This is a genomic window from Paenibacillus sp. Lou8.1 (genome assembly GCF_024213565.1).
GTDB lineage: Bacteria > Bacillota > Bacilli > Paenibacillales > Paenibacillaceae > Paenibacillus > Paenibacillus polymyxa_B.
In genome coordinates, this window is record NZ_JANAVN010000006.1 from 308,757 (window position 1) to 322,859 (window position 14,103).

Below are 14,103 nucleotides of genomic sequence, written 5' to 3' on the forward strand. Positions count from 1 at the left end.
AAGATGTGGCATAACGATTCACTTTCTCTATAAAAACGTACCGAAGAAATAGTCCAACGCCTCCTGCGAGTATCCGTCATCTCCTTGCCAAGCTGCTACGGAATAAAAATCATGATTGCCGTGCTGTCGTTTACGAGGCGTGTCCTGTGGAACCAGCAGTCCGGCATATCCCCACACCTCCATGACTACATCACGCTCGTTTTTGCTGGATGGAAACACATCCTTCCAGCGCTTTTCCAATTGACGTGCACTACTTTGAGCATCACAGTTCTGAACAGCTTCGAGCATGTTCTGAAGTATAGTCAGATCCTCATCGGAAATCTGAACAGCCTCTTCTAGACTGAACAATTCAAGGTCCATCCAGCAATACAGAAGGTGGTTCAGACGAATACCGCCCCATTTGATTCGTTCAAAATTCAGTACATTCAAATCTTCATTGACATATTCCTTATCAGACATCAATTTATTAAAATTACAATCCCCACAGCTACTGTAATTGGGCAAGACGACAGGCCGCTCCCCATAGGTGTGCAAAGGAAGCCCTGCGGTTAATGCCCAGCTCGATAAGGCGCTTCGTAAATGAACCTTTTTCGTGGAAAGACTGTGCAAAAACGCTGCTGCCACTCGCTCTTTTGTAGCCTTTTGCTGGTGCAGCTCATGTAGCCTGTTTATAATCTCGTTATGTGTAATAGTGATCGGATCGAACATCAAGCCCTTACTTTTGGCATATTCAAAATCCTCACCCGAAAAAGATTCCCGCTCCTGCTTCCAGCCGCTAGAGGACCAGAATGTGTTCATCAGTATTTTTTTCGCCTTTTTATCCACAACACATCTCCCTTACTCATCCAACACCCTCACCTCGAGCACAAAGCGCAGGATTGTCGTGTATTTTATGTAAGATCACTATTCATCTTTATACTTAAAAGCAATGGCCGTATTTCCCGACCGGGGGTCAAAATAAGAAGAGATTTTCCCCCAGTTCAGTTCATATTCCATATAGGGGTAAGGCTTTGTTTGACGATAGCTTGGCTTTACGGACAAATGTTGCTGTAACAAACGATCATGCTCCCTTTGTCGCTTTCTCTCTCCTTCCTCAGACCAATTATCCCACGAAGTTGGAAATTCATCTCCCTGGAGCGAAATCTCCACGACAATTAAGTTTGTATCCTTAAAGCATACAGACACAAAAAAATGCCGACACAGCAAAGAAACCTGATCGAAATGATACCAGATGTAGTCATTCCCAAGCTTTCTTACAGAATGAAAATATTTCGAATACCAAGTGGTCTCTAACAACTGATCTTCCGTTAAAGATGAGTAGATAGCACGCTCACCATCAACCTGAATGATTCCCGATTCCCAGTCATTCATTGCTGTCACTCCTTCAGCTATTATGCCAATCTCCTACAGTTACTCTCTGTCCTCATTTGTCCACATGATTGAAAATGGCCTGCCAGGCCCGATTTAGCACGCGCATATGTAATTGCTTGACATAAACATTTCTAACGATGCCAAGAACGATCACACCCACGAATACAACACTGAGCAAAGTGATAGAGGGAACCCAATGGTCAAACATGGCATTCGCCAGCACTTGCAGCAAAATACTACTCCAGCACGATGATTTGCTTGTGAAAATCATTTTCCACCTGCTCTACAGGCAGGTCGTGCTTCTGAATAAATGCATGTGCTTTCTTCAATTCGGATTGAATAAATAGACTACTCTGAATAGCAGAACCTAGCTGACCTAAAACATTCATATCTTTTCACTCCATTTTCGATAGCTTCTAAACTACGAGTATATTGGGTTGCCATGCTCTACGAAACGATCGGTTCCAGACTGCTCTCTAAATGAGCCTATTAGTAAAAATCAAAGTACCCCTGCCAGACTCCTTCATTCTGATGCTTGGCAAAATAAAAGCTGCCTCCATCCACAATATTCAATTGGGCTTTGGCATCTGAGGCAATCTGAAACACAAATTCATAGCCCTCGCCAAAGTCGATGCCTGGTTGAATAAAGCTGGGATAGCCACCGATTTTGTGAACCGCATATATGTCCTCTACGATGTCCTCAAAATAGTCGGGTTCCTCCTCGTCCATCTGGTTGAGAACATCGCCGTATTCCTCAGGGATATCTTCACCGTCCCAGACCGGATAATCATTCTCTTTAAGTTCGGGGAACAGCGGAAATGCTTTGATTTGCATAAATGCCGGATCAAAATCTTTTTCAACCAAATCCTCTACCGACGTATACTGACGAATACACATATATCCTTCCATGTCCTCATGATCCAGTACATCGGGAGAGAGGAAGACGGTCAACAGCTTGACACTGTGCATAGCTTCAGGGACAAAGGGCAAGGCAGGCAAATACAATTGCATGATCGGAGCCATAACATTCCCCTGTACATCAATGGGTTGTTCCTCCGTTGGCAAAGCCACTGTAACTCTACCAATCCAGCTCTGTTCAAGGGAACCCGACGGTCTGCGACCCCCTGTATGAAAAATAGTAGCTTTACGTTTTAGAATCGTTCTTAGCTTCTCAATAGAGTTGCTGGGCAACGAAATCACTCCTTTCTAATCTAGAATAGAAACGCAACAACATCCTCGCCTGCTTTAAATCCAAACTCACTTAATCGATCTTCCATCTCTTGAATCTGATGTAGATAATCTTCCGGCATAGCTGGCAGACCCTGTTCATTCACTAATGTCCCGCCGAGTCTGGCGCGCGCATATTCGGCACTTTTCCACATTGCCTCAAACACAGTTTGCGGCTGCACGGTCCGTACCCCATCCATACTGAAAATCAAATCTGCAAAGCGATCCTCCGCGAGTGTACTCAACCAAAAAAAGCCAGGCTCGGTTCCCGTATGTACGCTAAATAGTTCATCATAGCCTCCCTGACCGTGATGGTGTGCATGGAAAATATCCATATCTCCCCACTCCATTTCGAGGCTCAGCATGACATCCCAGATATCCGCTCCACGGTAAGATTGGCCTTGATCCGCTACTAGCACAAGCATGACAGCGTGTTCCCTTTCATCTTCCTGATCTGTAAATGCTTTAAGTTTTTCCGCTTTTGCACGTGCATGGGCAGCATCCTCCCGAGGAAGCACATGAACGGTGCCCTTCTCCTGAAAACGCGCTGGCAGTGTGTTCATAAAGTCTGCTGAATTCTACATCAATCAGCCAATAAATATTAGCATCAGGCTCCACTTGATGGATTCCTTTTATGGTCTTCACAGGCTCATATTCCAACTTCACGGCAAGGATGCTAGATACATCCTCACTCCCATGTTCAGGTAAATTCATGAATCTCTCTCCTAACTAGCTGTTTTCACTTTACAGTTTCCTATAATTCTCAATATATATTAAACTATAAATCACCAAGCACAAAATAGTATAAAAACGGTGCTGGGTTGTTGAACATAACTTTTTAGAATTTCAAAGCTTCGAAAGGAGAGAACTCATGATGCAAAAACTTTGGCAAAAAGGGAAATATCTATCTCTGCCTATTATGGTATCCGCATCGCTGATATCTGGAGCGCTGTCTGTAAGTACACCTGCGGCGAATGCGGCTGCAACCAGGGAATTGCTTCAGCTATCTGGTCAGACGACTTACTATGGAGAGGTTGAGAATGGGCAGCCCAACGGACGTGGTACGATCAAATGGAGCCAATATAAGCAGTATTCGGGTGATTTTGTGAATGGCAAGCGTTCAGGTACTGGAAAATATATAAATCAATACACGGATGCAGATGGACAAAATCATAAAATCGTATACAACGGCACATGGAACAATGACACGATGAGCGGCAAGGGTACGCAGACTGAAAAAGTGACGCAAATGGACGGAACCGTACGTTCGAACGAGATTCAAGTAGGTACTTTTCAGAACAATGGATTACAGAACGGCTACCAAGTAATCCACGCTGTGGCCGATCCAGACTACAGCTTCACTTATAAAAATGGAAAAGAAGTGTTAAATATCTTGCACAGTAATCAAGATCTGGTCCAAAGGTGGCAAAAAGGAGAGCTCTTCTCCGTAAATTATAAAAATGGCTCTGTCCAAAAGGAATACTCCATGTTCCCTGAAGAGACTGCTACCAAAGAACGTCAAAGACAAGCGTCCATCAAGTATTTTAAAGGAATTACCGCCAAGGTCACTCCTCACTTGCAGCAGTTTGAAAAGCTGTCCAAGCAGATTCCGCTAAAATAATTAATACGACGCGAAACATGTATTAGCCTCTACGCAAGAAGACCTCTCTTTCTAATGGAAAGCTCCATTTGAAAAGAGGGGCTTTTTTCGTTTTCGTTATGAATAACTTATAAGAACTTCGGATCATAACACTCCTACTATTCTCCCTTATGAATCCTCAGGAACTCATACAAATGACTTATTTTTCACTTAAATCCCCTCCTTTTTTTGCTAACCCCCACTAGATTCACTAAAATATAAGTAATTATTTTAATCATCCGAGGTGGACATCATGGCTAAAATTATGGTTCCTCCTGAGAAACTAGAGGCGGTTTCCAGGCAGTTCGCACAGGCACGTGAGCTGGGGGCACAAATTTGCGGACAACTGTCACAGCATATTCAGATGTTGGAAAATAGCTGGGCAGGAACAACACAACAGCGCTTTTATCAGGATTTTCATAAAGCTCGTGGACAAATGGATGCTTTCACTCAAACTGTCGGTTCTGTCAGCACAGAGCTACGTTCCATTGCAGTAAAATTCAAGGAAACAGATACCCAAGCAGACACAGGTATTAATAAAGGAGATCACAGCGGACAGATCGGCAGCAGTGAAGGGACAACTTCCGGGAAAAAAGGACCCGATCCAGCAGATATAGCCATTAACAGCATTTCAGAAGCCAATAAATGGCGCGGGCAACTGGGATTTGCCGGAACAGCTATCTATAGCGGTCTGGCTTCCACCCTTGTGCTCACCAAAACAGTAGAATTCAAGAAAAGTCTGAAGAATCCCACTCGAGCGGTTATACATAATGCGGCATGGGTAAAAGGCAAGGGTAACAATGCTTTTATGCGTAATTTAGGCAAAAGCCTAAACCGCCAATTCGCCAAACCCGGTATTGTGATGAAGGGGTTAAAGGGCTTTGATCGATTAGCTGGAAAGCTTCAAATGGGTAAGCTCGGCCTCGGGTTCAATAAAGCCAACAGCTTTCCTCAGTGGACGCGGAACGTCATCGCCGGGGTGGAAAAAGGCCGATATGGCATAGCCACCCGCCAAATTCCCGGCATGATTGCCAAAAAGCTGTACCCTATTAATGCCACCATGAATATTGTGGGCGAGGGTATCAGTCTGGCTGGAAAATGGAAAAGCGGGAAGCTTACCGGAACGGATGTGGCTGTATCTGCTTCTAACGTAGCGATTAAAACCGCTGCAACTTATGGCGGTGCTGTCGCTTTGGGAGCCGTAGGCGGCGCTATCGGTGGTCCGGTCGGTGCAGCCGTCGGTGCTTATGTCGGCGGTACGGTGGGAAGCTGGGCAGGTGGAAAAGTCGCCAAATTCGCCGAAAAAGGGATACGTTGGGCCAGCAAACTATTTAAATGACATATACCTAACAGATGGAGAAGGAGCCTGACTATGGATAAACAAACGGTAATTTTAACGCTTGAGGAACTAGGCTTTGCCTTGACCGCACTGGGCGCAGAAGATATGGCTTCTGGTCTGCTCCAATCTTATTACGGGGAACTAACCGAAGATCGCTGGGAACTGCTTTTTCATGCTGCAACGCATAGCCTGATATCCAAGGGTCTGATGGAACAACGGGATGACGAGCAACAACAGCTCGAATTTGATGAGTTCATTGTTGAAATGCTAGCTCATCTGGTACAAAGTCGTCAGATGCTACGTGGCTACAAGGAGCAACAGGATATGCAAAATACATTAACGATACACCATGGAAATGAACGTTTTCTGTATCATTTCTCCAGTCACAATGAACTCCATTTCTTTCGCTGGTCTTCCCCAGAAGACTGGCATCATGACATTGATCAATTGTTCGGCCTGCTTGCTTCGAACTTCAATGCGCACAGCCGATACGTCGATCTGACCGAAGAACAGTGGAATGAGTTAACCTCATCCAACTTCAGCATGCAGCAAATGACAACGTGGAAGCTTCATGAGTCGGCCCAACAAATGATACAAGACTGGCGAGAGGATTTTGATCGTAATCAGTGTAGCCTAGATAATTTGAGCCAGATGATATACGCGGATACAGATGAAGATGGACCTTCCGTTACAAATCTGCTATTTGTTCTTAAAGGAACGAATGATGTGTGGATCGTAAGAAATACAGAACTGGATATGCATGCCACCCCATGTCTGCGTATTGAAAGTGTAACCGAAGCTGACTGGAGAGAACGGATATCATATTTCATTCAGGAGTTTGTTCGCGACGAGGCGGTATTCCGTGGATAGAATTGTATATCGCAGATCTTTGGCATTTTGGAAGGCCATGGGCAGCTTGATGTTTGTGCTGATTTGTCTGTTTTTGCTGCTGCTCATTTTTATCGACGAAGATATCTCAGCTCTACAAATCTTCTTCTTTATTACGTCAGCCATTGTCGGACTTCCTTTTTTCGGTAGCTATCTTGTGGTTTGTTTGAGCAGAACGCTTCGTAAGGATACCTACCTGTTCATCTTTGACGAACACAGCATTTCCGATGGTATTCGAACTGTCCCGTGGGCTGCAATCACTAAAGTCGAATTCGAAGGGGCCTCCATCCGCAAATGGCTGCGCCCTCGCTTTCCCGCCTTTATTTTTCATCTGAATGACCGCAGTACCTGGGAAGTCAGCACCGATTATGTGTTGAACGATATGGAGCTGAACCAAGCAGGGAAACAACTTCGAACTCTCATTAACCAGCATGGCAAGCCAAAGAAAAAACGTTCCTGAATAGTGCCATTGAATATATCAAAGCTTGTCTCTATCATATGCAGCTACAAGAGCCACAACCACTGCTGCCGAGTTGGCCGCAGCCAAATCAAGATTGGAGTCAAAAGAATCCGCCGCTTCTACACCGGCAAGATCAGACAAAGAACGGACAGCCAAAAATGGAACACCAAACTGGTACGCAGTCTGAACGACCGCGGCCCCTTCCATATCCGTCACTTTCGCTTCAGGAAACTGGCTACGGATAAAATGGGCGCGTTCAGCCTGGGAGATAAAAGAGTCTGCCGTCGTAATCAAACCTTTGACGATCTGCCCCTCAATCCTGGTCTCTGCCAGCGCTTCTGTCGCAAAAGCAAGCAGCGCTGGATCGACAGGATAACTTGCCGGCATCTGTGGCACCTGTCCGTAGGTATAGCCGAACGCCGTTCCGTCCACATCGCTGTAAGTCAGCTCGGTCGCCACTACGACATCGCCAACATGCAGCGCTGGATCGAGCCCACCCGCAGATCCGGTATTAATGACAAGCTCCGGGCTAAATCGCTCAATCAACAGCGCCGTAGTCGAGGCTGCGTTCGCTTTGCCAATTCCTGATTGCAGCAGAATAACTCCCTTGCCCTCAAGCTGGCCCGTATAAAAAATCCCGTTCGCAATCTGGGTCATCTTTATCCCTTCGATCTGCGCTTTCAAATCTGCTATTTCTTCCTCCATAGCTCCGATAATCGCTATACTCAAAGTTCTTTTCCCGCTCCCTCCATGAATTCCTTGTATTCCAGCTTATACTTAAAAAACACCCGTTGCTGCGATGCGCTGCACCGCCTCCAGCAGCCTTTCCTCACTGTTTACCAGACTGACCCGCACATGAGAAGCTCCTGCACGACCAAAACCTTCTCCAGGAGCGACCGCAACATGCGCTTCGTCCAATAAAAAGTCTGCAAAGGAAGCCGATGTATACCCCTCTGGCACCTTAAACCAGGCAAAAAAAGACCCTTGGGGAGCAGCTACATCCCAGCCAATACCTCGTAACGCTGCAATCAGAACATCACGGCGCCGCTCATATAACGCCGCGAGCTCCCGTACCGGTTCCTGCGTGCCCAGCAATGCCACAGCTCCCGCATCCTGTACCGCTCCAAAAACAGTGCTGTAGGCATGCGTATGATAATGCTTGAGCGCACCAATGATGGACGAATTCCCCACTGCAAATCCGAAGCGCCATCCAGCCATGTTATACGTTTTGGAAGCCGTATACGTCTCGACGCCATACTCCTTGCCGCCGGGGATTTGCAATAAACTAATCGGCTTATGCCCGTCAAATCCAAGAGCACCGTAAGCAAAATCATTCATAACCGGAAACTGGTACCGAACGGCATAATTCAGCGTCTTTGTCAGGAAATCTGCTGTAGCTACTGCTCCAGTCGGATTGTTCGGATAATTAATCATGAGCAATTTGACCTGCTCTGCAATTTCTTCCGGTACGGTTGTATAATCAGGCAAGAAGCCATGCTTCTCATCAAGCGGAATCGTATGAATATGGGCTCTTGCCAGCGCAGCAGCGGAATAATATTGGGGATATGCCGGATCGGTGGTCAATAACCAATCACCTGGATTCAATAGCGCTTGGGGAATCCCCATTACGCCTATAGCTGAGCCGTTGAATATGGCAATCTCCCGGTCAGGATCCAGTTCCACGTGATACTCCCGTTTATAGAACGCGGCGACAGCCTCCAGCGTGCTTTTTTTTCCATGAAAAGGCGGATAACCCTGATTGATCGGTTGATCGACCGCTTCCTTCAAAGCGCTGATGATATGCGCCGGTGTCGGCTGATCCGGGTTGCCGGCTGCCAAATTGATTACATCTATTCCCTTACTTTTATACAGATTCACCTTGTCATCCATTGCGCTAAAATAGTTGTCAGGCAGAGCCTTGACGAGATCAGAGGATGAAAAAATCACGTTCATCTCCACCTTCTATCCATAAGATACAGGCTGACAACGTCAGCCCGCAGAAGATAATACCCCATATTATTTGAAATAGCTTGGCAGCTTGTAGCCTTCATAATCAGCATTCGATTGGATGTACTTTTGGAATTCATCTGAATGATATCCTTCAATAATGTCTTTGACGAAGGGCTTATCCTTGTTCTTGCTGTCCACAGCGACTACGTTCGTGAACGGATCTGTCATATTTTCAAGCTTTAATGCCGAGGTCAGCTTTATTCCATTCGATACAGCAAAGTTCCCTTGTATAGCCGCAAAATCAACATCCTCCAGTGCACGTGGCCCCTGTGCCGGGTCGGTAGCAACAAATTGCAGATGATGCGGATTAGAGGTGATGTCGTTCACCGAGGTTTGCAATGGATCGATATTGTCCTTTAACGTAATCCAGCCTACTTCCTTCAAAATATTCAGCGCACGCAGCATATTGACTGGCTCGTTGGGCAGGTTGATTTGGGCTCCCTCACTGATTTCGTCAAGGCTGGTATGCTTGCTGGAGTACAATCCCATTGGAGGAGTCGGGACCTGGACAGCACCAATCAGATCAATATTCTCCCGCTTATTCATAGAATCCAGGTAGAGCGAGTGCTGAAACACATTAGCATCAATATCCCCCTTAGCCACGGCTACATTGGGCTGAACACCGTCTGTAAACTCTTTATATGTAATCGTATAGCCTTTCTTCTCCAAATATGGAGCCACACCATTCTTAAACTGATCGCTATATGGACCGGGATTAAAGCTGATATGCAGTGTTTTCTTTTCTTCACCCGCAGCGTTGCCCGACGTATTCTTGCTGCCGCAGCCTGAAATAAAAAGCACGACTGCTCCCAGCAGCAATATAAATGAAATCCATGGTTTCTTCATTTTGATGTCTCCCCCTGCTCCTTGATATCATCTACTTTTGGTGAGTTAGAATGTTTACAATCGCTCAAAATACCAAGTAACTTGATGCGTTTTATAGATATTACAATGATTTTTTATTCACTGTCAACAACATTTAATTACGCATCTGCTGCATAGCAAAAAAGGGGGCACAACAGGAGATCCCCTTGAAAGCAAAACACTTCACACGTTTGTCATATACTTCCGTTTTAAATATACCCTATAGGGGTACATTTAAAATATGTAATTAAAACCCTAAAGGAGCTGTAAATATGAGAATGCAATGGGCTTTGCTCGCTGGTACAATTATGATTATTTTGAGTGGGTGCGGAAACAGTAACACGCCAAACCAGGAGCACACGACAAACAGCAGTCAACAGCACGACACATCGGATATGAACCATTCCACTTCCAGTGAGCTTCCTACCGGACTAAAAGAAGCTGAAAATCCAGCCTTCAAAGTTGGTAGCCAAGCGACTATTCGAGCTGACCATATGGCAGGCATGAATGGGGCTACTGCCACGATTGTTGGTGCTTATACGACTACTGCTTATACGGTCTCATATACTCCAACCACTGGAGAAGAAAAAGTGAATAATCATAAGTGGGTTATTCATGAAGAGATTAAAGATGCAGGCAGCGAGCCCTATGCAGCAGGCACAGAAGTTATCCTTGCAGCAGATCATATGAAGGGGATGGATGGGGCTAAGGCTACCATTGACTCTGCAGAACCAACGACCGTATATATGGTAGATTATACGCCGACTACAGGAGGGGAGTCTGTCAAAAATCATAAATGGGTGACGGAGAGTGAGCTTTCAGCCCATTAGACACTTACAACACAGGCGCTTATGATAGCAAAAGGGAGCCTTACATCGGCTCCCTTTATACGGCTTTATTTGGGTTTAGACAAACCTACTTCGCTAAATTCAGCTTGGCATCCTTGATATCATACAAAGCCCCTTTGTTGGTATCTACAAGCTTTTTCATTTGTTTGTTGGCTGTTCCATTTGCAGGCACGATTGCATTAAAAATAACACCATTTTTCTGTAATTGCTCGTTGATTTCATCTACTGAAAAACGGGCTTTACCCAGATCTGTATTCTTATCATGAACTGGTGCATCTGTAATGAATATGATCGTTTTGGAATTAGAATTTTTGGGGAATTTACTTATAGCTAACTGAATAGCTTCTAATCCCGATTCCTTCAAATCCCCACCAGCGGAAGGGCGCAACATATTCAAATTACCTTTTAACTTGTTTTTATCGGTCGTAAACTCCAAAAATTCTAAATCTTTATCTGTCTTCAGATTGATATCCCGAAATGCAACGACAGCAAATTGGGAACCTGCTGGAACGGAATCAACAAAGCCTTTCACCTTCTGTCTCACATAATCCAGCGTCCCTGTCATACTACTTGTAACATCTATGACGAACACAATATCCGTAGATTTGGAGAAGGTGGTGGATATCTTTTTCAGAATCGTTGTGTTGGATTGTGATTCGGAAGCATCTTCATTTTCCTCCATTAATTGTTCACTTTCACTGGTTGTCAAAACCTGCGGTGGAGCAAGAAAAATCACAACGCTCTGAGCTGCAATATTCCACTTTACCTTCGCACCTAGCGCCTCGCTTACAAAGCGAATAGGAACCATTACTTTGCCGTTAATGAGCCTCGGCGCCGCATTGAGACGCACTAATTTACCGTTGATATAGGCATCTCTGGAGCCTACAGTTAACTTGATCGTTGTATTTCCTTTGGTTGCAGTAACAGTCTTGGTAGCTCCATCCCATTTCACTTTCGCCCCAAGCGCCTCAAAAACGGCACGAAATGGCACCAGCATACTTCCGCTAATAGAGGTCGCAGGCTGCTCATATTGTTGCAGTTTCCCGTCTATAAACACCTCAACCTTCTGAGCCTTGTTATTATTTATGGGAACAAATTGGGGTACAGACGCTGCCGAATTTCCCGACTGGTCGATCATTTTGATATAAAAGTAGTATCCACCCGTAGATAAATTCAGGTTACTCAAAGGGTAGGTAAACGTTGTTTCCGGATCGAACTGAATCCGTTTAATTAATTGAGCATCTGCATTTTTGACCATAACGTATGAAGTATACGTGGGTTGAATATTTTTTATTTTCAAACGAACCGAAAATGACGTACCTGAAGAGTTGATTGTAAATGTACCCGGAAAATTTTCTCCAGACGGGATAGTCAAAGGGATTTCCGGTGACTCATCAACCGCTTGGTCCACTTTAGGCTCCACGACAGGCTGGGTTACTTGAGATTCAATTACTTTCGGTTCGTCCACAGGTTGAGCAACCTCGGGTTTACTGGGAGTGGAAATCTCTTTTATATGGGTCTCCACCTCAGGCTGCGTTACTTTCGGCTCCTCCTCAAGTGGAGTTACTGTAGATTCATCGACTGACTGCACAGACCCTTTCATAGTTATAGGAAGTTCTATATGATTTTCTGATCCTGAATAAGGTGCTGGTCGTGAATCCGCAATCGTAATTGTAGAGTTGGCATAATCAATCGTAAAGTCACCAGAAGGAATTTCAATATAGTTGCTATACAGACGAATTGGCGTATCAGGCTTAATCGTAAACGGGAGATCGAATTTAAACACTCTGTTTACTCCATTACCATCATCAAGGGTAAGCTTAAGCTTATCTCCATTTCTGAATACTGTCGAATTGGCAGCGTGAACACTTTCTGTACACAAAGTGAACAACCCTACAAAAATCGTTAAAAACGAAAGTAGGAACATCATTCTTTTGAGCTTCATTCTTATTTCCCCTTTTGCATCTATTCTTGTCGGTAAATCATAGCATAGGGTTAGATGAAGTTCATGCCATATGATTACAGTTATGGATATGCGAACTCACTTTTTCCATCATTCGCGCTCTGTTCTTCTGTTCAATGTTCATATGTATCTTCTTGGTCCGCTTCTTCAACGTGGCATACGTAATATAGCCGCCTTCAGTGCTTTAGTCCCTTCTTCGCTTTTCAAATAATGCGACGGTGTTTCGTGGCCGAGTGCGGGGACTTTTCGATCCATCCAAGTCAGCAAATACTCCCCCATATCGGGCAGCAGCACAATCTGAATCTCCTTTGGAATTTTACTTTCGGCCACTTTTGCTCTTATAGCCGGATCTACCTGATCATACCGCTCCTGATAGAGCTGAACCATGTTGGCCCAGCTCTCCGGCTTAAACTCTTTCAAATATATGTCTCTCATCTACGAATCCTCCTTAGGGCCTCAGACAACGCTTCTCATGCTGGAGCAACCATTCTTTTCTCCATAGCCCTCCTGCATAGCCCGTTAGTTTCTGATTGGAACCGATAATTCGGTGACATGGAATCACAATGCTTAGCTTATTTTTTCCATTAGCACTGCCTACGGCTCGGATCGCTTTTTCATTCCCAATAGCAAGAGCAATATCTTTATAAGCTGTCGTTTTACCGTACCCCACGGACACCAGAGCATTCCATACTTTTTGCTGAAAATCCGTACCTTCAAAGGCATAAGGAAACGTAAACTCAAAGCGCTCACCTTTAAAATACTCGTCAAGCTGGGTAGCGCATTCCGCTAATACTTGGATTGGAACCTCTTCTATAGCCCTCGTTAAGAGCTCATTCCGATTAGAGAACATAATAGAATAGACAGCCTCATTTGTGCCCTGTATCTCTATCTCTCCAATCGGCGATACATACTTCAATACGTATAGTTCGCTCATAAAAGGATACGACCTCCTTCCTTTTCTAATCCTTACTCAACTTTCTATACTCACTAGGAGAACAATGGTTCAAGCTGCGAAACGCCTTATAGAAATGGGAGGGACTTTGGAAGCCCGTCTCATAGCAAATCTCAAGATTCGTAAGATTTGTACTTTTAAGAAGATAGGCTGCCTTATCTACTCTTATTTTTTCCAAATACGTACGCGGGGTTTCGGCGGTTTCCTGTTTAAAGATCCGATCCAAGTAAAAGGAGCTTATTCCGATATGATCCGCAATATCCTGCAATACAATTTTTTCCTTGTAATGATTGACCAAGAAGGTTACCACATTCTGCACAAGTCTGATATACGGCGAATGGTCTGTATGGGGCTGGCATCTTTTGCAAGCACGAAAACCCGCTTTTTCCACTTTGTCCAAATCAAAGTAAAACTCCACATTTATTTTTTTCGGCTTTTTGGATCGACAGGAAGGTCGGCAGTATATGCGGGTTGTTTTCACAGCGGTAAAAATTGTAAGATTAATTTAGTTAATTGTTGAATTGAACAAGAAATGAAGGCAA

The 14,103-nt window shown here is 44.7% G+C and carries 18 protein-coding genes; 5 read left to right on the forward strand and 13 right to left on the reverse strand.

From position 1 onward, the window contains the following. Nucleotides 1-27 precede the first annotated feature (27 nt). The 6 genes from NLX78_RS11220 to NLX78_RS11245 all read right to left on the reverse strand — a co-directional run bounded on the left by NLX78_RS11220 (nucleotide 28) and on the right by NLX78_RS11245 (nucleotide 3,161). Nucleotides 28-825, reverse strand: coding sequence for a hypothetical protein (locus NLX78_RS11220; protein ID WP_254350417.1), 798 nt, complete (start codon nucleotides 823-825; stop codon nucleotides 28-30). A gap of 78 nt (nucleotides 826-903) precedes the next feature. After that, a complete protein-coding gene (locus NLX78_RS11225) occupies nucleotides 904-1,371 on the reverse strand; it encodes a hypothetical protein (RefSeq protein ID WP_039274394.1) in 468 nt (155 codons plus the stop codon). Between the two features lie 52 nt (nucleotides 1,372-1,423). After that, nucleotides 1,424-1,603, reverse strand: coding sequence for a DUF6097 family protein (locus tag NLX78_RS26880; RefSeq protein ID WP_254350418.1), 180 nt, complete (start codon nucleotides 1,601-1,603; stop codon nucleotides 1,424-1,426). A 4-nt stretch (nucleotides 1,604-1,607) separates the two neighbouring features. Next, entirely contained in the window at nucleotides 1,608-1,760 is a 153-nt protein-coding gene (locus tag NLX78_RS26885; protein ID WP_231109425.1) for a DUF6097 family protein, read from the reverse strand. Between the two features lie 100 nt (nucleotides 1,761-1,860). Then, the gene (locus NLX78_RS11240) at nucleotides 1,861-2,562 is read right to left on the reverse strand and encodes a DUF1963 domain-containing protein (protein WP_254350419.1); all 702 of its coding nucleotides are present in this window, start codon (nucleotides 2,560-2,562) and stop codon (nucleotides 1,861-1,863) included. A 20-nt stretch (nucleotides 2,563-2,582) separates the two neighbouring features. Beyond that, nucleotides 2,583-3,161 (reverse strand): cell division protein ZipA C-terminal FtsZ-binding domain-containing protein, encoded by a 579-nt coding sequence (locus NLX78_RS11245; protein WP_254350420.1) that lies wholly within the window; start codon nucleotides 3,159-3,161, stop codon nucleotides 2,583-2,585. A gap of 311 nt (nucleotides 3,162-3,472) precedes the next feature. Between NLX78_RS11245 and NLX78_RS11250 the strand changes: the two genes are divergently transcribed. The 4 genes from NLX78_RS11250 to NLX78_RS11265 all read left to right on the forward strand — a co-directional run bounded on the left by NLX78_RS11250 (nucleotide 3,473) and on the right by NLX78_RS11265 (nucleotide 6,924). Continuing rightward, a complete protein-coding gene (locus NLX78_RS11250; protein ID WP_254350453.1) occupies nucleotides 3,473-4,219 on the forward strand; it encodes an MORN repeat-containing protein in 747 nt (248 codons plus the stop codon). A 271-nt stretch (nucleotides 4,220-4,490) separates the two neighbouring features. Further along, nucleotides 4,491-5,576, forward strand: coding sequence for a WXG100 family type VII secretion target (locus tag NLX78_RS11255; RefSeq protein WP_069290106.1), 1,086 nt, complete (start codon nucleotides 4,491-4,493; stop codon nucleotides 5,574-5,576). 33 nt (nucleotides 5,577-5,609) lie between these two features. Continuing rightward, a complete protein-coding gene (locus NLX78_RS11260; RefSeq protein WP_254350421.1) occupies nucleotides 5,610-6,446 on the forward strand; it encodes a hypothetical protein in 837 nt (278 codons plus the stop codon). Further along, entirely contained in the window at nucleotides 6,439-6,924 is a 486-nt protein-coding gene (locus NLX78_RS11265; RefSeq protein WP_254350422.1) for a DUF5381 family protein, read from the forward strand. Before NLX78_RS11260 ends, NLX78_RS11265 begins: the two co-directional genes overlap by 8 nt. A gap of 18 nt (nucleotides 6,925-6,942) precedes the next feature. On the opposite strand, the gene NLX78_RS11270 is transcribed toward NLX78_RS11265, so the two are convergent. The 3 genes from NLX78_RS11270 to NLX78_RS11280 all read right to left on the reverse strand — a co-directional run bounded on the left by NLX78_RS11270 (nucleotide 6,943) and on the right by NLX78_RS11280 (nucleotide 9,780). Then, complete coding sequence (locus NLX78_RS11270) at nucleotides 6,943-7,653, reverse strand: 5'-methylthioadenosine/adenosylhomocysteine nucleosidase (RefSeq protein ID WP_254350423.1); 711 nt, start codon at nucleotides 7,651-7,653, stop codon at nucleotides 6,943-6,945. Nucleotides 7,654-7,701: 48 nt separating this feature from the next. Then, nucleotides 7,702-8,871, reverse strand: coding sequence for an aminotransferase class I/II-fold pyridoxal phosphate-dependent enzyme (locus tag NLX78_RS11275; RefSeq protein ID WP_254350424.1), 1,170 nt, complete (start codon nucleotides 8,869-8,871; stop codon nucleotides 7,702-7,704). A 69-nt stretch (nucleotides 8,872-8,940) separates the two neighbouring features. Beyond that, nucleotides 8,941-9,780, reverse strand: coding sequence for a MetQ/NlpA family ABC transporter substrate-binding protein (locus tag NLX78_RS11280; protein ID WP_254350425.1), 840 nt, complete (start codon nucleotides 9,778-9,780; stop codon nucleotides 8,941-8,943). A gap of 290 nt (nucleotides 9,781-10,070) precedes the next feature. On the opposite strand from NLX78_RS11280, the gene NLX78_RS11285 reads away from it, so the two are divergent. Next, nucleotides 10,071-10,628 carry a YdhK family protein gene (locus NLX78_RS11285; RefSeq protein ID WP_254350426.1) on the forward strand — a complete coding sequence of 186 codons (558 nt, stop codon included), beginning with the start codon at nucleotides 10,071-10,073 and terminating at the stop codon, nucleotides 10,626-10,628. A gap of 85 nt (nucleotides 10,629-10,713) precedes the next feature. Here NLX78_RS11285 and NLX78_RS11290 read toward each other — a convergent pair whose 3' ends face one another. The 4 genes from NLX78_RS11290 to NLX78_RS11305 form a co-directional block, all read right to left on the reverse strand. Further along, nucleotides 10,714-12,591 carry a stalk domain-containing protein gene (locus tag NLX78_RS11290; RefSeq protein ID WP_254350427.1) on the reverse strand — a complete coding sequence of 626 codons (1,878 nt, stop codon included), beginning with the start codon at nucleotides 12,589-12,591 and terminating at the stop codon, nucleotides 10,714-10,716. Between the two features lie 165 nt (nucleotides 12,592-12,756). Continuing rightward, entirely contained in the window at nucleotides 12,757-13,044 is a 288-nt protein-coding gene (locus tag NLX78_RS11295) for an antitoxin Xre/MbcA/ParS toxin-binding domain-containing protein (protein ID WP_254328776.1), read from the reverse strand. Nucleotides 13,045-13,057: 13 nt separating this feature from the next. Continuing rightward, the gene (locus NLX78_RS11300) at nucleotides 13,058-13,543 is read right to left on the reverse strand and encodes a methylated-DNA--[protein]-cysteine S-methyltransferase (protein WP_254328775.1); all 486 of its coding nucleotides are present in this window, start codon (nucleotides 13,541-13,543) and stop codon (nucleotides 13,058-13,060) included. A 25-nt stretch (nucleotides 13,544-13,568) separates the two neighbouring features. Beyond that, a complete protein-coding gene (locus tag NLX78_RS11305; RefSeq protein ID WP_254350454.1) occupies nucleotides 13,569-14,066 on the reverse strand; it encodes a bifunctional transcriptional activator/DNA repair enzyme AdaA in 498 nt (165 codons plus the stop codon). Nucleotides 14,067-14,103 lie beyond the last annotated feature (37 nt).

Excerpts from the sequence above, each read along its gene's own strand:
- NLX78_RS11250 (WP_254350453.1), top strand. The coding sequence starts at position 3,473 with ATGCAAAAACTTTGGCAAAAAGGGAAATATCTATCTCTGCCTATTATG.
- NLX78_RS11225 (WP_039274394.1), bottom strand. The coding sequence starts at position 1,371 with ATGAATGACTGGGAATCGGGAATCATTCAGGTTGATGGTGAGCGTGCT.
- NLX78_RS11255 (WP_069290106.1), top strand. The coding sequence starts at position 4,491 with ATGGCTAAAATTATGGTTCCTCCTGAGAAACTAGAGGCGGTTTCCAGG.
- NLX78_RS11290 (WP_254350427.1), bottom strand. The coding sequence starts at position 12,591 with ATGAAGCTCAAAAGAATGATGTTCCTACTTTCGTTTTTAACGATTTTT.
- NLX78_RS11300 (WP_254328775.1), bottom strand. The coding sequence starts at position 13,543 with ATGAGCGAACTATACGTATTGAAGTATGTATCGCCGATTGGAGAGATA.
- NLX78_RS11280 (WP_254350425.1), bottom strand. The coding sequence starts at position 9,780 with ATGAAGAAACCATGGATTTCATTTATATTGCTGCTGGGAGCAGTCGTG.
- NLX78_RS11295 (WP_254328776.1), bottom strand. The coding sequence starts at position 13,044 with ATGAGAGACATATATTTGAAAGAGTTTAAGCCGGAGAGCTGGGCCAAC.
- NLX78_RS11260 (WP_254350421.1), top strand. The coding sequence starts at position 5,610 with ATGGATAAACAAACGGTAATTTTAACGCTTGAGGAACTAGGCTTTGCC.
- NLX78_RS11285 (WP_254350426.1), top strand. The coding sequence starts at position 10,071 with ATGAGAATGCAATGGGCTTTGCTCGCTGGTACAATTATGATTATTTTG.
- NLX78_RS11245 (WP_254350420.1), bottom strand. The coding sequence starts at position 3,161 with ATGAACACACTGCCAGCGCGTTTTCAGGAGAAGGGCACCGTTCATGTG.
- NLX78_RS26885 (WP_231109425.1), bottom strand. The coding sequence starts at position 1,760 with ATGAATGTTTTAGGTCAGCTAGGTTCTGCTATTCAGAGTAGTCTATTT.